The 18,109-nt window shown below is 72.7% G+C and carries 21 protein-coding genes; 6 read left to right on the forward strand and 15 right to left on the reverse strand.

What is annotated here, in order from left to right; translation table 11 throughout:
- Positions 1-6: 6 nt before the first annotated feature.
- From rlmB to N798_RS00405, 8 genes are all read right to left on the reverse strand, one after another.
- Positions 7-954, reverse strand: coding sequence for a 23S rRNA (guanosine(2251)-2'-O)-methyltransferase RlmB (gene rlmB, locus N798_RS00370; protein ID WP_035945315.1), 948 nt, complete (start codon positions 952-954; stop codon positions 7-9).
- A gap of 2 nt (positions 955-956) precedes the next feature.
- Positions 957-2,387, reverse strand: a complete 1,431-nt coding sequence (cysS, locus tag N798_RS00375) for a cysteine--tRNA ligase (protein WP_035945317.1) — start codon at positions 2,385-2,387, stop codon at positions 957-959.
- Between the two features lie 52 nt (positions 2,388-2,439).
- Complete coding sequence (locus tag N798_RS00380; RefSeq protein ID WP_052116761.1) at positions 2,440-3,108, reverse strand: MBL fold metallo-hydrolase; 669 nt, start codon at positions 3,106-3,108, stop codon at positions 2,440-2,442.
- Positions 3,108-4,193: an S-(hydroxymethyl)mycothiol dehydrogenase gene (locus N798_RS00385; protein ID WP_035945319.1), complete on the reverse strand. Its 1,086-nt coding sequence runs from the start codon at positions 4,191-4,193 to the stop codon at positions 3,108-3,110. The genes N798_RS00380 and N798_RS00385 overlap by 1 nt, the downstream gene beginning before the upstream one ends.
- A gap of 81 nt (positions 4,194-4,274) precedes the next feature.
- Positions 4,275-4,790: a 2-C-methyl-D-erythritol 2,4-cyclodiphosphate synthase gene (gene ispF, locus N798_RS00390; RefSeq protein ID WP_035945322.1), complete on the reverse strand. Its 516-nt coding sequence runs from the start codon at positions 4,788-4,790 to the stop codon at positions 4,275-4,277.
- A complete protein-coding gene (locus N798_RS00395; protein WP_035945324.1) occupies positions 4,787-5,557 on the reverse strand; it encodes an SDR family oxidoreductase in 771 nt (256 codons plus the stop codon). Before N798_RS00395 ends, ispF begins: the two co-directional genes overlap by 4 nt.
- Complete coding sequence (gene ispD, locus N798_RS00400) at positions 5,554-6,240, reverse strand: 2-C-methyl-D-erythritol 4-phosphate cytidylyltransferase (RefSeq protein WP_035945325.1); 687 nt, start codon at positions 6,238-6,240, stop codon at positions 5,554-5,556. Before ispD ends, N798_RS00395 begins: the two co-directional genes overlap by 4 nt.
- On the reverse strand, positions 6,237-6,719 hold the full coding sequence (locus N798_RS00405) for a CarD family transcriptional regulator (RefSeq protein WP_035945327.1): 483 nt from the start codon (positions 6,717-6,719) through the stop codon (positions 6,237-6,239). The genes ispD and N798_RS00405 overlap by 4 nt, the downstream gene beginning before the upstream one ends.
- Before the next feature lie 255 nt (positions 6,720-6,974).
- Here N798_RS00405 and N798_RS00410 point away from each other — a divergent pair, with 255 nt between their 5' ends.
- Complete coding sequence (locus tag N798_RS00410; RefSeq protein WP_035945328.1) at positions 6,975-7,508, forward strand: hypothetical protein; 534 nt, start codon at positions 6,975-6,977, stop codon at positions 7,506-7,508.
- A gap of 81 nt (positions 7,509-7,589) precedes the next feature.
- On the opposite strand, the gene N798_RS00415 is transcribed toward N798_RS00410, so the two are convergent.
- Positions 7,590-8,270 carry a response regulator transcription factor gene (locus tag N798_RS00415; protein ID WP_035945329.1) on the reverse strand — a complete coding sequence of 227 codons (681 nt, stop codon included), beginning with the start codon at positions 8,268-8,270 and terminating at the stop codon, positions 7,590-7,592.
- Positions 8,267-9,505, reverse strand: coding sequence for a sensor histidine kinase (locus N798_RS00420; protein WP_052116762.1), 1,239 nt, complete (start codon positions 9,503-9,505; stop codon positions 8,267-8,269). Before N798_RS00420 ends, N798_RS00415 begins: the two co-directional genes overlap by 4 nt.
- A 194-nt stretch (positions 9,506-9,699) precedes the next feature.
- On the opposite strand from N798_RS00420, the gene phoU reads away from it, so the two are divergent.
- From phoU to N798_RS00435, 3 genes are all read left to right on the forward strand, one after another.
- On the forward strand, positions 9,700-10,407 hold the full coding sequence (gene phoU, locus N798_RS00425) for a phosphate signaling complex protein PhoU (protein ID WP_035945716.1): 708 nt from the start codon (positions 9,700-9,702) through the stop codon (positions 10,405-10,407).
- A gap of 172 nt (positions 10,408-10,579) precedes the next feature.
- Positions 10,580-11,122, forward strand: a complete 543-nt coding sequence (locus N798_RS00430) for a SigE family RNA polymerase sigma factor (RefSeq protein WP_035945330.1) — start codon at positions 10,580-10,582, stop codon at positions 11,120-11,122.
- Positions 11,112-12,473 (forward strand): hypothetical protein, encoded by a 1,362-nt coding sequence (locus N798_RS00435; protein WP_035945331.1) that lies wholly within the window; start codon positions 11,112-11,114, stop codon positions 12,471-12,473. Before N798_RS00430 ends, N798_RS00435 begins: the two co-directional genes overlap by 11 nt.
- Positions 12,474-12,519: 46 nt before the next feature.
- Here the strand turns inward: N798_RS00435 and N798_RS00440 are convergent, their stop codons facing one another.
- The gene (locus N798_RS00440; RefSeq protein WP_035945333.1) at positions 12,520-13,254 is read right to left on the reverse strand and encodes a phosphoglyceromutase; all 735 of its coding nucleotides are present in this window, start codon (positions 13,252-13,254) and stop codon (positions 12,520-12,522) included.
- A 112-nt stretch (positions 13,255-13,366) separates the two neighbouring features.
- Here N798_RS00440 and N798_RS00445 point away from each other — a divergent pair, with 112 nt between their 5' ends.
- Positions 13,367-14,176 carry a PIG-L deacetylase family protein gene (locus N798_RS00445; RefSeq protein ID WP_035945336.1) on the forward strand — a complete coding sequence of 270 codons (810 nt, stop codon included), beginning with the start codon at positions 13,367-13,369 and terminating at the stop codon, positions 14,174-14,176.
- A 120-nt stretch (positions 14,177-14,296) separates the two neighbouring features.
- Here N798_RS00445 and N798_RS00450 read toward each other — a convergent pair whose 3' ends face one another.
- From N798_RS00450 to N798_RS00460, 3 genes are read right to left on the reverse strand one after another with little or no spacing between them, the layout of a single operon-like run.
- Positions 14,297-14,785, reverse strand: a complete 489-nt coding sequence (locus tag N798_RS00450; protein ID WP_035945718.1) for a type III secretion system chaperone family protein — start codon at positions 14,783-14,785, stop codon at positions 14,297-14,299.
- A gap of 5 nt (positions 14,786-14,790) precedes the next feature.
- Entirely contained in the window at positions 14,791-16,104 is a 1,314-nt protein-coding gene (gene mshA, locus N798_RS00455; protein WP_035945337.1) for a D-inositol-3-phosphate glycosyltransferase, read from the reverse strand.
- A gap of 23 nt (positions 16,105-16,127) precedes the next feature.
- Positions 16,128-16,883, reverse strand: coding sequence for a hypothetical protein (locus N798_RS00460; RefSeq protein WP_156971553.1), 756 nt, complete (start codon positions 16,881-16,883; stop codon positions 16,128-16,130).
- A 96-nt stretch (positions 16,884-16,979) separates the two neighbouring features.
- Here N798_RS00460 and N798_RS00465 point away from each other — a divergent pair, with 96 nt between their 5' ends.
- Positions 16,980-17,798: a class I SAM-dependent methyltransferase gene (locus N798_RS00465; RefSeq protein ID WP_188450420.1), complete on the forward strand. Its 819-nt coding sequence runs from the start codon at positions 16,980-16,982 to the stop codon at positions 17,796-17,798.
- Here N798_RS00465 and N798_RS00470 read toward each other — a convergent pair.
- The gene (locus tag N798_RS00470) at positions 17,783-18,106 is read right to left on the reverse strand and encodes a DUF2516 family protein (protein ID WP_035945341.1); all 324 of its coding nucleotides are present in this window, start codon (positions 18,104-18,106) and stop codon (positions 17,783-17,785) included. The two genes, N798_RS00465 and N798_RS00470, sit on opposite strands and share 16 nt — an antisense overlap.
- Positions 18,107-18,109 lie beyond the last annotated feature (3 nt).

The raw sequence follows: 18,109 nt of genomic DNA on the forward strand, positions 1-18,109 counted from the left end.
CGCTGGTCAGCGGCGGCGGCGGCGGGCGACCTCGTAGAGGGTGACGCCCGTGGCGATGCCGGCGTTGAGCGACTCGACCGCCGACGACATCGGCACCGAGACGATCTGGTCGCAGGTCTCGCGCACGAGCCGCGAGAGGCCCTTGCCCTCGGAGCCGACGACGACGACGAGCGGCTCGTCGGCGAGCTCGAGGTCGGGCAGCTCGACGTCACCGTCCATGTCGAGGCCGACGACGAAGAACCCGGCCTTGCGGTAGTCCTCGAGCGCCCGGGTGAGGTTGGTCGCCTGCGCGACGGGGATGCGCGCAGCGGCGCCGGCGGACGTCTTCCACGCCGACGCGGTCATGCCGACGGAGCGCCGCGACGGCACGATGACGCCGTGGCCGCCGAAGGCCGCGACCGAGCGCACGATGGCGCCGAGGTTGCGCGGGTCGGTGATGCCGTCGAGCGCGACGAGCAGCGGGATTCCCGGGATCTCAGGGTCGACGAGGTCGCTCGGGTGGGCGTACTCGTAGGGCGGCACCTGGAGGGCGAGGCCCTGGTGGACGGCCCCGTCGGTGAGCCGGTCCAGCTCACCGCGCGGCGTCTCGAGGATGGGGATGCTGCGCTCGGTGGCGATCTTGAGCGCCTCGCGCACGCGGTCGTCGCTGTCGATGCGCCCGGCGACATACATCGTCGTCACGGGCACGTCGGTGCGCAGCGCCTCGAGCACCGAGTTGCGACCGGCGACGACCTCGCTCGACGCCTTGGCCTTGCGGCCGACCGTCGGACGGCCGCCCGAGCGACGCTCGGAGGCCTTCGCCGACTTGTGGGCCTTGTGGTAGGGCCGCTCCTCGGCGCGCGGGGTCGGGCCCTTGCCCTCGAGTCCCTTGCGGCGCTGGCCGCCCGAGCCGACGGTGGGCGCCTTCTTGCCGCCCTTGCGGACCGCTCCTCGTCGCTGGCTGTTGCCGGCCATGGCTACTCCCCTCGTCCTCGGGTCAACGACCAGCGGGCGCCGGCCGGGGTGTCCTCGATGGTGATGCCGGCCGCGGTGAGCTCGTCGCGGATGGCGTCGGACGTCGCCCAGTCGCGTGCCGAGCGTGCCGCGGTGCGGGCGGCGAGCCGCTCGCGCACGAGCACGTCGAGGGCGGCGAGCGCGACCGTCGACGAGCTGTCGTCGCCCGACCACGACGGGTCGAGCGGGTTGACCCCGAGGACGTCGGTCATCGCGACGACGACGGCGGCAACCTCCCGGGCCTCGTCGTTCTCGCCCTCGTCGAGCGCGGTGTTGCCCCGGGTCACGGCCTCGTGGACGGCGGCCAGCGCCCCGGAGACGCCGAGGTCGTCGTCCATCGCCTCGACGAAGTCGTCGGGCAGCTTCTCGTCGCCGGTCGGCACCGCGGAGCCCGAGCCCAGCGCGCGCCGCAGGAAGCCCTCGATGCGGTCGACCGCCGCCTCTGCCTCGGCGAGCGAGCCCTCGTGGAACTCGATCGTCGACCGGTAGTGCGCGGCGGTGAGGTAGTAGCGGACCGCGAGCGGGCGCGCCTTCTTGGTGACCTCGTGGATGAGCAGGCTGTTGCCGAGCGACTTGCTCATCTTCTCGCCACTGATCGTCACCCAGGCGTTGTGCATCCACAGCGACGTGAACGGCAGGCCAGCCGCGCGCGACTGCGCCTGCTCGTTCTCGTGGTGCGGGAAGCGCAGGTCGACGCCGCCGCCGTGGATGTCGAACGCGTCGCCGAGGTACTTGCGCGCCATCGCCGAGCACTCGAGGTGCCAGCCGGGGCGACCACGACCCCACGGGGTCGGCCAGCTCGCGGACGCGGGCTCGTCGGCCTTGGTCCCCTTCCACAGCGCGAAGTCGCGCGGGTCGCGCTTGCCACGCGGGTCGGCGTCCTCGGCCGCGGCCATGTCGTCGATCTTCTGGTTCGTCACTTCCCCGTATGCCGGCCACGACCTCACGTCGAAGTAGACGTCACCCGAGCCGTCCTCGGCGGGATAGGCGTGGCCGCGCTCGACGAGGGTCTCCATGAGCTCGACCATCTCGGTGATGTGGCCCATGGCGCGCGGCTCGTAGGTCGGCGGCAGCACGCCGAGCAGGCGCAGCGCCTCCGAGGTCGCGAGCTCGTTGCGGTAGGACAGGGCGAACCAGTCCTCACCCGACTCGGCCGACTTGCGAAGGATCTTGTCGTCGAGGTCCGTGACATTGCGGACGAGGGTGACGTCGTAGCCGTGGCCGCGCACGAGCCACCGGCGCAGCACGTCGAACGCGACGGCGAAGCGGACGTGGCCGATGTGCGGGGGTGCCTGCGTCGTGAGCCCACAGATGTAGATCCCGACCCGGCCGGGCTGCAGCGGGGTGAAGTCGCGCAGGGCGCGCGACCGGGTGTCGAACAGTCTGAGAGTCACCCGGCCAAGGGTACCGGCGGGCGAGCGCCGCCCCGACCACACGGCATACGGGTCAGTGACCGCGGGCGACCCACTCGTCGAGGTGGGGCTTCTCGGCGCCGATCGTCGTCGCGTCACCGTGTCCGGTGAGGACGACGGTGCCCGCCGGGAGGGTGAGTAGACGGGTGCGGATCGACTCGATGATCGTGTCGAAGCTGCTGAACGAGCGCCCGGTCGCACCCGGACCGCCGTTGAAGAGGGTGTCGCCGGTGAAGACCGCGTGCAGGCCGGCTGCGTGGAAGGAGCATGCGCCCGGGGCGTGGCCCGGCGTGTGCAGCACGCGCAGGGAGACGTCGCCGACCTTGAACACCTGGCCGTCCTCGAGGAACGCGTCCGGCGGGGAGTCCTGGGTGAGCGCCCAGACCACGCGGCCCTCGGGGTGGAGGTGCACCAGGGCACCGGTCCGCTCGGCGAGGTCGGTCGCGACGTTGCAGTGGTCGTTGTGCGCGTGGGTGAGGAGGATCGCGCGGACCTTGCGCCCGGCGACGGCGGAGAGGATCGCGTCGGCGTCGTGGGCGGCGTCGACGACGAGGCACTCGCGCTCGTCACCGACGACCCAGACGTTGTTGTCGACCTCCCACGAGCCGCCGTCGAGCTCGAACGTGCCCGAGGTGACGACCCGGTCGACACGGACGCCGCCGTGCGAGGGAGCGATCTCCGCGAGGTTTGGGGAACCGGACATCAGAGCACCACCACCGATCGGAGTACCTCTCCGCGCTCCATCTTCTCGAACGCCGACTCGACCTCGTCGAGCGCGATCCGCTCGGAGACGAAGCCGTCGAGGTCGAACCGGCCCTGGCGATAGAGGTCGACGAGCATCGGGAAGTCGCGGCTGGGAAGGCAGTCGCCGTACCAGCTCGACTTCAGCGAGCCTCCGCGGCCGAAGATCTCGATCATCGGCAGGGTGACCTGCTGCTCGGGTGTCGGGACGCCGACGAGGACGACCGTCCCGGCGAGGTCGCGGGCGTAGAACGCCTGCTCGTAGGTCTCGGGGCGGCCCACCGCCTCGACGACGACGTCGGCACCGAACCCGCCGGTGAGCTCGCGGACCCGCTCGACGACGTCCTCGGACCGGCCGTTGACGGTGTGCGTCGCCCCGAAGCCGCGTGCGGTCTCGAGCTTCGCGTCGTCGACGTCGACCGCGATGATCGTCGTCGCACCGACCGTGCGGGCGCCGGCGATGGCTGCGTTGCCGACGCCGCCGCACCCGATCACGGCGACCGAGTCGCCGCGCTGGACGCCACCGGTGTTGACGGCGGCGCCGAACCCGGCCATGACGCCGCACCCGAGCAGGCCGACCGCGGCCGCGTCGGCCTCGGGGTCGACCTTGGTGCACTGGCCGGCGGCGACGAGCGTCTTCTCAATGAAGGCGCCGATGCCGAGCGCCGGTGACAGCTCCGTGCCGTCGGTGAGGGTCATGCGCTGCGTCGCGTTGTGGGTGTTGAAGCAGTACCACGGCTTGCCCTTGAGGCAGGCCCGGCACTGGCCGCACACGGCCCGCCAGTTGAGGATGACGAAGTCGCCCGGTGCCACCTCGGTGACGCCCTCGCCGACGGCCTCGACGACACCCGCGGCCTCGTGGCCGAGGAGGAAGGGGAACTCGTCGTTGATGCCGCCCTCGCGGTAGTGCAGGTCGGTGTGGCACACCCCGCACGACTGGACGGCGACGACCGCCTCGCCCGGTCCGGGGTCGGGGACGACGACGTCGACGACCTCGACCGGCGCACCCTTGGACAGGGCGACGACTCCCCTCACCGTCTGAGGCACTGGACCCTCCGTCGTGTCATTTTTCCGGTATGCCGGCCGCCCACCTCGGCGTGACCCACCCCGACGCTACCGCGAGCATGATCAGTGTGCCGACCTGGGTGTGACCAGCGCGGACGCCACTGCGGCGACACCCTCCCCCCGACCGGTGAGACCGAGCCCGTCGGTGGTCGTGCCGCTCACCGAGACGTGCGCCCCACAGGCGCTCGACAGAGCCTCCTGGGCCTCCGCCCGACGGGTCCCGACCTTGGGCCGGTTGCCGATGACCTGGACCGCGACGTTGCCGATCTCGAAGCCGGCCTCGCGCACGAGACGGGCCGCCTCGGCGAGCAGCGTCACGCCGGACGCGCCGGCGAGCTCGGGCCGGGAGGTGCCGAAGTGCTCGCCGAGGTCGCCGATGCCTGCGGCCGAGAAGAGCGCGTCGCACGCGGCGTGCGCGGCGACGTCCGCGTCGGAGTGGCCGTCGAGACCGCGCTCACCCGGCCAGTGCAGCCCGGCGACCCAGAGCTCGCGGTCGGACCCCTCTGGGGCGAGGGCGTGGACATCGACGCCGATACCGGTGCGGGGCAACGGGGCTGGGGCCGGCGTCGGCTCGGTCACGACCCCTCCTTCCAGTCGATCGGGCCGCGGTGGAGCAGGTGCGGCGCCGCCTGGGCGACCGGCTTGACGACGAGGGTGTCGATGTTGACGTGCTGGGGCAGCCCGACGGCGAAGGCGACGCAGGCGGCGACGTCGTCGGCGACGAGCGGGCGGTCGACGCCGTCGTAGACCTTGTCGGCCGCAGCCCGGTCGCCGTGGAGCCGGGTGAGCGAGAACTCCTCGGTGTGCACCATGCCGGGGCGGATGTCGACCACACGCACGTGCTCGCCGTTGAGCTCGAGGCGCAGCGTCTCGGAGACGACGGACTCGCCGTGCTTGGCGGCCACGTAGCCACCTCCACCGGCATAGACGCGCTCCCCCGCGATCGAGCTGACGTTGACGATCGTCGCGCGCGGCGAGCGGCGCAGCAGCGGCAGCGCGGCCTGGGTCACGCGGACCGTGCCGAGGACATTGGTGGCATACATGGCCTCCCACTCAGCGAGGTCACCGCTCTCGACGGGGCTGAGGCCGATGGCCCCGCCGGCGTTGTTGACGAGGACGTCGAGGCGGTCTAGCGAGCCGACGGTCGAGGCCACCGCGTCGGCGTCCGTGACGTCGAGCGGGAGGGCGGTCACCGCGTCGCCGAGCTCGTCGACGACGGCGTCGAGGCGGTCGCGTCGACGGCCGGCGACGACGACGGCATACCCGTCCTCGACGAGGCGGCGGGTGACGGCGGCACCGATGCCGGTGCCACCTCCGGTGACGAGGGCGACGGGTCTCTGGCTCACGGGCCGAGGATACGGTCGGCGCGCTCGAGGTCGGCCGCGGTGGTGACCTTGAAGGCGAGGTCGTCGCCGTCGATGACGAGGACGCGCCCGCCCACCCGCTCGACGAGGCCGGCGTCGTCGGTGGCGTCCGCGCCCGAGGCGTGGGCCGCGACGAGGACCGAGCGACGGAAGGCCTGGGGAGTCTGGACCGCCCGCAACGTCGACCGGTCCGGCGTGCCCACGACGGCCCCGGTGGCGTCGACCACCTTGATCGTGTCGGCCACGGGCAGTCCCGGGACGACGGCGTCGGCGCCCTCGCGCACCGCCTCGACGAGGCGGTCGAAGAGGCTCGCGGGGGCGAGGCAGCGGGCGGCGTCGTGGACGAGCACGACGTCGACGTCGTCGCGCAGCGCGGCGAGACCGGCCGCGACCGAGGCGGTGCGCTCGGCGCCGCCACCGACGACGGTGACGTCACCCGAGCGCGGGTGGGCGGACACGAGCGCGCCCGCCTCCACGAGGTGGGAGGCGGGCGCGACGACGACGACGTGTGCGGTGTCAGCGGCCCCGAGGGCCCGGGTGACGGCGTGCTCGAGCAGCGTGGACCCGGCGAGCCGGACGAACGCCTTGGGCTGGGCAGCACCGAGCCGCGTGCCCTGACCGGCGGCGACGATGACGACGCCGACGGAGCCGGTGGACCGGCTCAGGACGCGAGGACCTCGTCGAGGATGGACTCGGCCTTGTCCTCATCGGTCTTCTCGGCGAGCGCGAGCTCGGAGACGAGGATCTGGCGGGCCTTGGAGAGCATGCGCTTCTCGCCGGCGGAGAGGCCGCGGTCCTTGTCACGACGCCAGAGGTCACGCACGACCTCGGCGACCTTGATGACGTCACCGGAGGCGAGCTTCTCGAGGTTGGCCTTGAAGCGGCGCGACCAGTTGGTCGGCTCCTCGGCGAACGGGGCGCGGAGCACCTCGAACACCTTCTCGAGGCCGGCCTTGTCGACGACGTCACGCACGCCGACCAGGTCGCAGTTCTCTGCGGGGACCTCGATGACGAGATCTCCCTGGGCCACCTTGAGCTTGAGATAGAGCTTCTCGACACCCTTGATGGTGCGCTTGTTGATCTCTTCGATGCGCGCAGCCCCGTGGTGGGGGTACACGACCGTTTCGCCGACCTTGAAAACCATATGCTGTTTGCCCCTTTCGCGACCCATAGTTTAACACGCCGGGACCGACACGAGGAATCGGAGCGGACGGCATACGTGCAGGTCAGAGGCCTGAAATGCGTTGGGCTGCAGTGAAGTTGGGTCTTGACACAACGCCTTCGGCGTGCCTTCGCGAGCGCGCGCGGGAGCACTCCGGAAGCCCTTCGCGACCTCCTCGAGGGCCGAGCTGCCCGACCGTGCACGCCGGAGCGGCGAGCGCTCGCTACGCTGTGTCCCGTGACGACCGCCGCCCAGACGACTCCCCGCCACCGCCTCCGTGCCGTCCTCGGTGCCGCCGTGCTCGGCACGACGCTCCTCGGTGGGTGCGCCGTGTTCTCGCCGGTGCAGACCGACTACGCCTACCAGGCCGCCGACGGCGTCAACGCCACCTTCGGCGACCTCGGCGTGCGCAACCTCGCGGTCGTCGCCGACGCGAAGGACGCCCCCGGCGCGCTCATCGGCCAGCTCGTCAACACGAGCACCGAGGACATCGAGGTCTCCCTCTCGAGCGAGGGCAGCGAGCCCGTCGAGGTGACGGTGCCGCGCCATGGCACGGTCTCGCTCGGAGAGGACGGCGAGTCCGCCACGCTCTCGACGGTCCCGGCCGCCCCGGGCGAGGTCATCACCATCTCGGTCGCGACCTCCGGCACGGGGCAGAACGTCCTCTCCACACCCGTCCTTCCGCCGGTCGGCTACTACGAGGGCATCACGCCGGCACCCGCCCCCAGCTCGTCCGCGAGCCCCTCGGCGAGCGCGTCGACGAGCGGCTGACGCCGCCCCTTCCCGTATGCCGGGAGCCCACCGAGCGCGACCGCGCGCCGGTGGGCTCTCGTGTTGTCCCCGACGCTGCGCTCAGGCCTCGAACTTGTAGCCGAGCCCGCGCACGGTGACGATGTGCTTCGGCTGGGCCGGGTCGGGCTCGACCTTGGCGCGCAGCCGCTTGACGTGGACGTCGAGCGTCTTGGTGTCGCCGACGTAGTCGCTGCCCCAGACCCGGTCGATGAGCTGCATGCGGGTGAGGACGCGGCCGGTGTTGCGCAGCAGCATCTCGAGCAGCTCGAACTCCTTGAGCGGCAGCTGGGTCGTCGTGCCGCCGACGGTGACGACGTGGCGCTCGACGTCCATCCGGACCGGACCGGCCTCGAGGGTCGTCGGCAGCAGCTCCTCGGGCTCGCTGAGCCGGCGCAGCACGGCCTTGATGCGGGCGAGCAGCTCGCGCGAGGAGTAGGGCTTGGTGACGTAGTCGTCGGCGCCGAGCTCGAGGCCGACGACCTTGTCGATCTCGCTGTCCTTGGCCGTGAGCATGATGATCGGCACCGCGGACTTCTGGCGCAGCGACCGGCACACGTCGACCCCTGAGAGCCCGGGCAGCATGAGGTCGAGCAGGACGAGGTCGGCTCCCGCGCTGTCGAACTCGACGAGGGCGTCGTTGCCGTTCTCGGCGACACTCACCTCGTAGCCCTCTTTGCGCAGGAGGTAGGACAGGGGGTCCGAGAAGGACACTTCGTCCTCGACGACGAGGATGCGGGTCATCGGTGCTGATCTCCTTGTGCCGTGCCTGGTGCCGTGGGTGCCCTGCCTGCCGTGCGTGGTGTCGTGCCTGGTGCCGTGCCGACCGCGGGTCGGTCCGAGTCTGCCGTGGTGCGGACCGCCGCCGCGGGAAGTCGCATCGTGAACGTCGAGCCACGCCCCTCCTCGCTCCACACCGACACGTCGCCGCCGTGGGTGGCGCACACGTGCTTGACGATGGCGAGGCCGAGCCCGGTGCCACCCGTCGCGCGCGACCGTGCGGCGTCGACGCGGTAGAAGCGCTCGAAGATCCGACCCTGCTCGGAGGCGGGGATGCCCTGCCCCTGGTCGGAGACGGTGACCTCCACGGTGTCGCCGACGCGTCGGGCTGCGACCGCGACGCGGGTGCCCGGCTCGGAGTAGTTGACGGCGTTCGAGACGAGGTTGGCGATTGCCGTGGCGAGGAGCTCGGCGTCGCCGAAGACGCTGGCGCGCTCGTCGGCGACGGTCTCGAGGCTGATCTGGCGCGACTCCGCGGCGACCCGCACGCGGTCGACGGCCTCCGCGACGACGGCGGGGATCGAGACGAGCTCGGGCTCGTGCAGCGTGTCGGCGACCTGGAGGCGCGAGAGGTCGACGATCTCCTTGACGAGCCGGGTGAGCCGGGTGGACTCGACCTGGATGCGAGCGGCGAAGCGCGACACCGCCTCCGGGTCGTCGCGCGCGTCGAGGACGGCCTCGGCCAGCAGGGCGATGCCACCGACGGGCGTCTTGAGCTCGTGGGAGACGTTGGCGACGAAGTCGCGCCGGACCTCCTCGACCCGCCGGGCGTGGGTGTGGTCCTCGGCGAGGATGAGGACGTGGCTCGCTCCCAGCGGCGCGACCCGGGCCTTCATGAGGGCGTTGGTCGTCGTGCCGAACCCGCGCGAGAGCTCGAGGTCGACCTCGCGGATCTCGCCGTCGCGGCGCACCTGGCGGGCGAGCTGGCGCAGCTCGGCGTGGACGAGCTCGCCGTGGCGGACGAGCCCGTAGCTCACCGCGGAGGCCGAGCTGTTGACGACGGCGTCGGAGGCGTCGAGGACGATCGCGATCGAGCGGAGGACGGCGAGCACGTCGGTGACCCCGCTGGGCAGCGACGGCGGTGGCGTCGGCGGGATGGTCGTGAGCGTGCGTTCGCTGAACCGGCTCGCGGCGACGGCGACTGCCCCGATGACGAGACCCAGCGCGCCACCGACGATCCCGGCGAGCGTCGCATCCACGTGACCAGCGTAATCCGAGGTCGAGGCCGCTCCGGACCACCGACGGGCGCACCAGCGTGCGGTCACCTCAATGTTCACCTTCGTGGTGGCGCGTGTTCACCACCTCGTGCCACGCTGCCGACGTCGGGCGCCGCGCGGGCTGCGCGGACCGGCGGAACGCGGGCGCACCGGCGCCCACCACTGAGAGGGAGCAGATGCGCAAGGCATTCCACGAGGAGCTCGACCGGGTCACCGAGGCTCTGGTCGAGATGACGCGGCTCGCGAGCTCGGCGATGTCGCGGGCGACGACGGCGCTCCTCGACGCCGACGTCCAGCTGGCCGAGTCGGTCATCGGGGCCGACGTCGAGATCGACGCGCTGCGCGAGGAGCTCGACCTGCTGTCGTTCGACCTGCTCGCGCTCCAGCAGCCGGTCGCCACCGACCTGCGCATGGTCGTCACCTCGATGCGGATGAGCTCGGACATCGAGCGCATGGGCGACCTCGCCCGCCACGTCGCCAAGGTCGCACGACTGCGCTACCCCTCCTCGGCGGTGCCGCCCGAGCTGCGCTCGATCATCCTCGAGATGGGCCAGGTCGCCGAGCGCATCGTCACCAAGGCCGGCTCGGTCATCGCCGCGCGCGACGTCGAGGCCGCCCGCCAGATCGAGCGCGACGACGACGCCATGGACGACCTGCACCGGCAGCTCTTCGAGCGCCTCGCCTCCGACTCGTGGGACCACCCGGCCGAGACGACCGTCGACATCACGCTCGTCGGCCGCTACTACGAGCGGTTCGGCGACCACGCGGTCTCAGTGGCGCGGCGCGTGATCTTCCTCGTCACCGGCGAGCAGAGCGCCGAGAGCGAGTCGAGCCACGAGGACGTCGAGGACGACGAGGCCTTCCCGGAGACGACGACTCCCTGAGCGGACCCTCTCGCTGAGCGGACGGCATACCCCGTCCGCGTCCGTACCGTCCGGTCGGCGCGTCGCCCTCGTGACCCGCCGAGCGGACGTGGTCGTATGCCGACCTTAACCTTTCGCCCACCGGGTCGCGTTGAGACGGGTGACAGGGGTGGCTCGGCGCGAGGATGGGGACGTGGACCAAGACAGCGAGGCGGCCTTCGCCGAGTTCGTGACTCGGGAGTGGTCGCGGCTCGTGCGGGTGGGCTACCTGCTCACCGGTGACCTCGGTCGCGCCGAGGACCTCGTCCAGCAGGCCCTGGTCAAGGTCCACCGGCACTGGCCCAGGCTCCTGCGCGACGGGTCACCCTACGCCTACACACGCGCAGCCGTGGCCAACGAGTCGGCGTCGTGGTGGCGTCGGCGCCGTGTTTCCGAGCACCTGGGCGACGTCCCGGCACGCGCGGAGCGGGTCGCCGGGGACACGTTCGCCGCGGTCGACGACCGGGCCGAGCTCATGGCCGCCCTCGGCACACTGCCGCCGCGGATGCGTGCCGTCGTCGTGCTGCGCTTCTACGACGACCTCTCCGAGGCCGAGACGGCGAAGGCCCTCGGCATCTCGGTCGGCTCGGTCAAGAGCCAGACCTCGCGAGGGCTCGTCCGCCTGCGCGACGAGCTCGGGCGGCGGGCACCCGACCCCTCCCCGGCGCAGACGAAGGGAGCGTCCCATGGGTTTTGAGTCAGAGCTCCGCACGGCGCTGAGGACCGCCGCGTCCGGCGTCACCCCCGTCGACGACCGGCCCTACGACCGTGTCAGCGCTGCCGTGGGGCGGAGCCGTCGCCGACGCCGGGGCGGGCTCGCCGTCGCGGTCGCGGTCGCAGTGGCGGTCGGCGCACCCCTCGCACTCTCGCGCCTCGCCGACGACCCCCCCGACGCCCTGCCCGCCTCGAGGAGCTCGCTCCCGGGGGCGTCGGACGCGGCCTGGGACGACATCTCCACCTGGCCGCTGCGTGGCGGCCTCGCGCGCGACGCCGCCCTCGTCGCCGACGTCGCCGACCGCTTCCGGGGCCGTCCGATCCTGCTCGCCGACCTCGACGGTCGCCGGGTCTCCGTCGTCGTCACCGATGGTGAGATCATCGTGGCGACCGGGCCTCGCGGCGCCGACGCCGACGCCCTCGAGCGAGTCAACCCCGAGCAGCTCGGGATGGAGCACGGCGGCGCGATCGTCGTCCGGGGCGGGACGACCGGCCTCATTGCGACGACGCCGGACGTCAGGGCCGTCGACGTCTCGCGGCCACCGACGGTCGGCCTCGACGGCACGCTGACCCGACGGTGGGACCGGGTCCGTCTCGCAGACGGCCTCGCCACGACGCCCATGAGCGAGTTCACCCGCGTCCGGCTCGACTCGGGGTGGCCGGTGCAGACCTTCACCACGGGCGAGGGAGACCAGTCCGCGCCCCCCGCGGAAGAGGTCTGTGCCAAGCCCTGCTCGGACGCGCAGCTCGCCGCCCTCCAGACAGCGGCGCTCAACGCCCGGGCGGCGCGGCTCCTCGGCCTGCGCGAGGAACAGCTGACGACCCGGACCATCCACCTCGGCCGCGTGCCCGACGACCTCCAGCGCGGAGTGCTCGCGGGCGGGCTCTCCGGCTCTCACGTCATGCTGCACATCGCGCTGACGACCCTCCCCCAGGGCCAGAACCTGCGCACCGTGTGGGTCACGCGGGTGCACCCGACGCGTGAGTCGCCCCCTCTCGGCTCCGATCCGATCCAGCTGCTCCAGCCCTTCCCCGGCGACACGGCCTCGGTCGACCCGGTGCTCGAGTACGAACGGGTCGCCGAGGGCGGCCCCCGCTCGGTCTCGGCGTGGGTCGTGTCCCCGGCGGGCACGGCCGTGCAGGCGGTGTCGAGCGACCCGTCGAGATGGCCGGCGTCCCCCGTCGTACCCCTCGTCGGCGGCAGCGCCCGGGTCACCGTCGTCGCGTCGGCCGCCGACCTCGCGGAGCACTACCAGGTGCGGGTCGTCGGTCCGGGCGGTGCGCTGCTCGGGACCTTCCCGGCCTCGGAGGAGGAGCGGGGGCTGTACGAGTGAGGTGCGCGGACGGCATACGCCGTCGTGCGTATGCCGTCCGGCCCGGTCAGCGGCCCTGGTTGGCGACCGCCGCGGCGGCCTCCGCGGCTGCCCCGGGGTCGAGGTAGTCGCCGGGCTTGGTCGGCATGAAGTCGTCGCCGAGCTCGTAGACGAGCGGCTGCCCGGTGGGGATGTTGAGAGCGGCGATGTCCTCGTCGCTGATGCCGTCGAGGTGCTTGACGAGGCCGCGCAGGCTGTTGCCGTGGGCGACGACGAGGACGGTCTCGCCGGCGACGAGGTCGTCGCGCAGCGGGCCCTCCCAGTAGGGCATGAAGCGCTCGATGACGTCCTTGAGGCACTCGGTGCGCGGGACCTCGATGCCGGCGTAGCGCGGGTCGTCGGTCTGGTCGAACTCCGAGCCGACCTCGATCGCCGGTGGCGGGGTGTCGAACGACCGGCGCCAGAGCATGAACTGCTCGTCGCCGTACTTCTCGCGCGTCGCGGCCTTGTCGAGGCCCTGGAGCGCGCCGTAGTGGCGCTCGTTGAGCCGCCAGTCACGACGCACCGGGATCCAGTGGCGGTCGGCGGCGTCGAGCGCGAGGTTCGCGGTCGTGATGGCACGGCGCAGCACCGACGTGTGCACGACGGTGGGCAGGACACCGCGCTCCTTGAGGAGCTCGCCGCCGTGGACGGCCTCCTCGCGACCCTGGTCGTTGAGGTCGACGTCGACCCAGCCGGTGAAGAGATTCTTGGCGTTCCACTCGGAGTGGCCGTGACGCAGCAGGATGAGGGTGTGTGCCATGTGCGGCAGCCTATCGACGCCGCGCCGGGCCGCGGCCGCAGTGTCCGTCCGCCGGTGGGCAGCCTCCGCGAAAACCGATGGGCAGCACCGGCCCGCTCTGGGACGATCGGGCATGGGCAGAACCCTGGCAGGGGTCTGGGCTCACCCGGACGACGAGTGCTACGCGATGTTCGGTTCGGTCGTGAGGCACAGCACCGACCCGCGCTTCCGCCTCGTCGTGCTGCACGCGACCGACGGTGACGCGGGTGAGATCGCTCCCGGGGTGCCCGCCACCCGCGAGGGCCTCGGGGCGTGGCGACGGGCCGAGGACGTCGCCGCCTGGCGGGCGCTCGGCACCGAGCCGGAGCGGCACGTGTGGCTCGGGCACGGCGACGGTCGGCTCGTCGAGGTCGGGGCCGGGCTCGTCGACGAGGTCGCCGACTTCCTGCGGGCCGAGCGGCCGGACGTCGTCCTCACGTTCGGGCCGGACGGGGTCACGGGGCACCCGGACCACGTCTCGATCGGTGCCGCGACCGCAGCGGCGTTCCAGCGGGTGCGGACCGAGGTCGCTGCGGGCGGTGGCCGTGCGCGCGACGACGGGCTGCAGCGGCTGCTCTTCGGATGCATCCCCCGGCGGGCCTGGCTCATCGCCCAGCGCCACCGCGTCATGGCGGGCCTCGGTGCGTGGGACCCGTCGGAGGTCTACCACCTGCGCGGCGTGCCCGACGAGGACGTCGGTGTCGTCGTCCGTCACCGCGAAGGCCTCGAGAGGATGCTCGCCGCCCACAAGGAGCACGCGAGCCAGCGGCACGTCATGTTCGACCCTGGCGGCTCGGACGAGCGCTGGATGAAGGCACTCTCCCTCGAGACCTGGGTCGTCGCGTGGCCGCCGCGGGAGCCGGGCGCGCCCGTGCTCACCGACGTCTTCGAGGGCCTGGACTAGCGACCGGGCGACGAAGCCTCCGGGCCCTCCGGGTGGGGCTTGCGTCCGGCAGGATGACGGCCAGGGCACCAGAGTTGCGGACGCAAGGGGTCGGGGGCGGCCGGCATACGGGAGGGAAGGTCAGCCCTTGTCGAGGAGGTGACGGAACGCCTCGAGGTTGCGCAGCGACTCGCCGCGCGAGACCCGCCAGTCCCACTCCTTCTGCATCGAGGTGAGGAAGCCGATGACGAGGAGCTCGTTGAAGGGCGCGTCGGCGGCCTCGAGGACGACGCCCAGGACCTGGTCGAGCCGGTCGGCGTCGACGCCCGCGAGGGGGACGCGGCCGGTGACGTAGACGTCGCCGCTGCCGTCGATGGCGTAGGCCAGGCCCGGCAGCCGGAGGTTGCGCCGGAGGAGGCTGCGGTAGAACTCCTCGTGGTTCTCGTCGGGGTTGCGGATGACGAAGGCCGACACCGAGAGATCGGAGTCGCCGACGACGAGCGAGACGACCGTCCTGAGCTTCTTCTCGCCCGGCAGGGTGACGACGAACTCGCCGTCGCGCGCGCCGCGCTCCCATTCGATGCCGGTGTCGGTGAGGAAGTCCTCGACCGTGCCGGTCGCGTCGGTCACGCCGGTCACGGGATCACCGCGGTCGGTATGCCGGCGAGCGAGTCGGAGTCGTTGATCGAGGCACGCAGTGGTGCGGCGAGGGCCGCCTCGTAGACGGTGGCGAGCCGTTCGGCGGTCGCCTCCCACGAGAAGCCGGAGGCGTGCTCGACCGCGCGGGCGGAGAGCTCGGCCGCGCGGGCAGTGTCCTCGACGACGCCCTCGATGGCGTTGGCCCACTCGTGCGGGTCGTGGCCGTCGACGAGGACTCCCGCGTCGCCGACCGCCGTGGGCAGGCCGCCCACGTTGGTCGCCACGACGACGGCGCCGCACGCCTGCGCCTCGACGGCGACGAGCCCGAAGGACTCGTTGTGGGAGGGCACCGCGACGACGTCGGCGGCCCGCATCCACGCCGCGAGGGTCGCGCGGTCGGTCGGCGGCTCGAAGCGGACGAGGTCGCCGATGCCCTCGTCGTCGGCCAGCCGCTGGAGCGCCATCGGGGAGCGCACACCCGAGCCGCTCGCCCCGCCGAGGACACCGACGACGAGCCGGTTGCGCAGCGACGGGTCGCGCCGGACGAGGTTGCCCGCCGCCCGGATGAGGACGTCGGGTGCCTTGAGCGGCTGGATCCGGCCCACGAAGAGCAGGAGGACGGCGTCCTCGGGGACGCCGACGTCGCGTCGGGCCTCGCCACGGTCGCCCGGACGGAAGACGTCGAGGTCGACACCCGGGGAGACGACGTCGACACGCTCCGGGTCCGCGGCATAGAGGTCGATCAGCTCACGGGCCTCGTCGGTCGTGTTGGCGACGAGCCGGTCGGCGGCCTCGACGACCTGGGCCTCACCGATCTCGCGGCCCTTGGGCTCCTCGGGGTCACCCTCGGCCCGGTGGAGGTTCTTGACCCGGGCCATCGTGTGCATCGTGTGGACGAGAGGGACGTCCCAGCGGTCGGCGGCGAGCCAGCCGACCTGGCCCGAGAGCCAGTAGTGGGAGTGGACGAGGTCGTAGTGGCCCTCAGGGGCGTGCGCGGCGACGCGCATCATGCCGGCCGCGAAGGCGCAGAGCTGCCCGGGAAGGTCCTCCTTGTCGAGGCCTTCGTAGGGACCGGCGGAGATGTGGCGGACGACGACGCCGGGCTCGACCTCGACGATCGGGGCGTCCGACGCCGTCGTGCGGCGCGTGAAGACGTCGACGGCCACCCCGCGTCGCGCCAGCCGTTTCGCCGACTCGAGGACGTAGACGTTCATCCCGCCGGCGTCCCCCGTCCCCGGCTGCGCCAGCGGCGAGGTGTGCACCGACACCATCGCGACCCGGAAGCGGGGCCGGGTCTGCTCGCTCGTCATCCCGTCAGTCTGACACGCAGGAGTCACCCCCGACGCGGCACGCCACTGAGGGTGAGGGTCGCGCGGTTCGACCACGCGTGGACGTCGAGCCGTCCGTCGGGACGGAGGTCGACGCCACGTGCCCGTGTCGCCGGACCGATGCCGACGACGGCGCGGCGGGCGGACGTGAAGGCCCGCTGCTCCCCCGATCCCGGAACGAGCCACCAGCCCTTCTTGCGCAGCGTGCGGTCGGGCAGCGCGGGCGGGAGGCCCGCCGTCGCGGGCAGGGCGTCGAGGTGGACGACGACGGCGTCGGCGCCCTGGGCGTGGGCGGTGACGTGCACCCCGGCCGTCGTGAGGAGGAAGACGAGCCGCAGCGGCATGCTCCTCGGCTCGCCGTCCACCTCGCCGTAGACCTCGCCGATGTAGGCGGCCCGCCCGGGCTCGACGCGCAGCTCGTCGATGCGGACGTGGTCGAGGCTCGCCTCGACGTCCTCGACCGGGTGGCCGTCACGCTCCCCCAGCTCCCCGAGGACTGCGCTCACCGGCGAGCCCCGCGTGATGGTGTCGGCGAGGGTGCCGCTCGCGGCGGACACCCGGAAGCCGGACTGGTAGGCCGCCACCGTGTAGCCGCGCCCGAGCGTCGCGACACCGCGCGCCGACTCGTCGACGGTGAGGAGGCCGGGTGCGACGGGGACGAGCCCGATGTCGGTGCGCAGCACGACGGGGAGCCAGCCCCAGAGGCCGAGGGCCGCGGCCGCGGCGACGGAGACGACGAGCGCCACCATGCTCCGGCTCACGTCGCGGCCACCTCGGCCGCCTGCACCCCGTCTGCCCACGTCAGCAGCCTAGGGGCGCGCCCTGTGGGTCGTGACCGCTGCTCGTACGCTGGCTCCGTGGCGAGGACGAGACCGGTCGGTGTGGTCACCCGCGGCACGACCAACCCCAACCGGCTGCGTCGCTGCGACCGCTGGCTCGCCGGACCGGCGTCGTGGCGGCTGCGCCGGTCGGTGGATCCGCCGGTCGTCGTCGACCTCGGCTACGGAGCCTCCCCCGTCACCGCCGTGGAGCTTCACGAGCGGCTGCGCCGGGTCCGGCCCGACGTCGAGGTCGTCGGCATCGAGATCGAGCCCGACCGGGTGGCCGCGGGCCGGGCGTTGGCGCGACCGGGACTCTCCTTCAGGCGCGGTGGGTTCGAGGTCCCGCTCGACGGCCGGTCCGCGACGGTCGTGCGCGCCTTCAACGTCCTGCGCCAGTACGACGAGGCCGAGGTCGCCGACGCGTGGGCGACGGTGAGCAGCCGCCTCACCCCCGACGGCCTGCTCGTCGACGGCACGTGCGACGAGCTGGGGCGGCTCTCGACGTGGGTGGCGGTCGAGCCCGGTGGACCGGTGAGCCTCACTCTCTCGTGGCACCTGCGCGGCCTCGAGACGCCCTCGGTCATCGCCGAGCGCCTGCCCAAGGCGCTCATCCACCGCAACGTGCCCGGCGAGGGGGTCCACGTCTGGCTCGCCGACGTCGACCGGCACTGGGCGCGCAGCGCGAGCCACGCGGCATACGGGGTCCGTCAGCGGTTCCTCGCGACGGCGCAGGCGCTGCGCGACGCGGGCTGGCCGCTGCTCGACGGGCCCTCGCGGTGGCGGCTCGGCGAGCTCACCGTCGCGTGGGACGCCGTCGCGCCGGGGTCACGCCCCGCCGCTCACCAGGGGCCGTAGGGACCTTGGTGCGAGCCGGTCCCCCGGCCCTGCACGGTCTCGACGGCAGGGCGGACGTCGGCGAGGTAGACCCCCGCCGCGACGACGCCGAGGATGGCGAGGAGACCGAGGCCGCCCATCGAGACGAACCCCAGCAGCATGGCGACACCGGTGACCGCGAGCCAGAAGTTCTTCGTGCGCTTGCCGGCGGCGACGAAGGCGTCGGGCCGCGTCTTGAGCGCGTGGACGAAGGCGAACACCTCGAGGGCGAGGGCCGCGATGGTGAGCGCAAGAGTGACGTAGTACTGCGCCTCGCCGAGTCCGAACATGCG

This window comes from Knoellia flava TL1, assembly GCF_000768675.1.
Taxonomy (GTDB): Bacteria; Actinomycetota; Actinomycetes; order Actinomycetales; family Dermatophilaceae; genus Knoellia; species Knoellia flava.

Excerpts from the sequence above, each read along its gene's own strand:
- N798_RS00415 (WP_035945329.1), bottom strand. The coding sequence starts at position 8,270 with ATGACCCGCATCCTCGTCGTCGAGGACGAAGTGTCCTTCTCGGACCCC.
- N798_RS00440 (WP_035945333.1), bottom strand. The coding sequence starts at position 13,254 with ATGGCACACACCCTCATCCTGCTGCGTCACGGCCACTCCGAGTGGAAC.
- mshA (WP_035945337.1), bottom strand. The coding sequence starts at position 16,104 with ATGACGAGCGAGCAGACCCGGCCCCGCTTCCGGGTCGCGATGGTGTCG.
- rlmB (WP_035945315.1), bottom strand. The coding sequence starts at position 954 with ATGGCCGGCAACAGCCAGCGACGAGGAGCGGTCCGCAAGGGCGGCAAG.
- phoU (WP_035945716.1), top strand. The coding sequence starts at position 9,700 with ATGCGCAAGGCATTCCACGAGGAGCTCGACCGGGTCACCGAGGCTCTG.
- N798_RS00405 (WP_035945327.1), bottom strand. The coding sequence starts at position 6,719 with ATGGTTTTCAAGGTCGGCGAAACGGTCGTGTACCCCCACCACGGGGCT.
- N798_RS00445 (WP_035945336.1), top strand. The coding sequence starts at position 13,367 with ATGGGCAGAACCCTGGCAGGGGTCTGGGCTCACCCGGACGACGAGTGC.
- N798_RS00435 (WP_035945331.1), top strand. The coding sequence starts at position 11,112 with ATGGGTTTTGAGTCAGAGCTCCGCACGGCGCTGAGGACCGCCGCGTCC.
- N798_RS00380 (WP_052116761.1), bottom strand. The coding sequence starts at position 3,108 with ATGTCCGGTTCCCCAAACCTCGCGGAGATCGCTCCCTCGCACGGCGGC.
- N798_RS00470 (WP_035945341.1), bottom strand. The coding sequence starts at position 18,106 with ATGTTCGGACTCGGCGAGGCGCAGTACTACGTCACTCTTGCGCTCACC.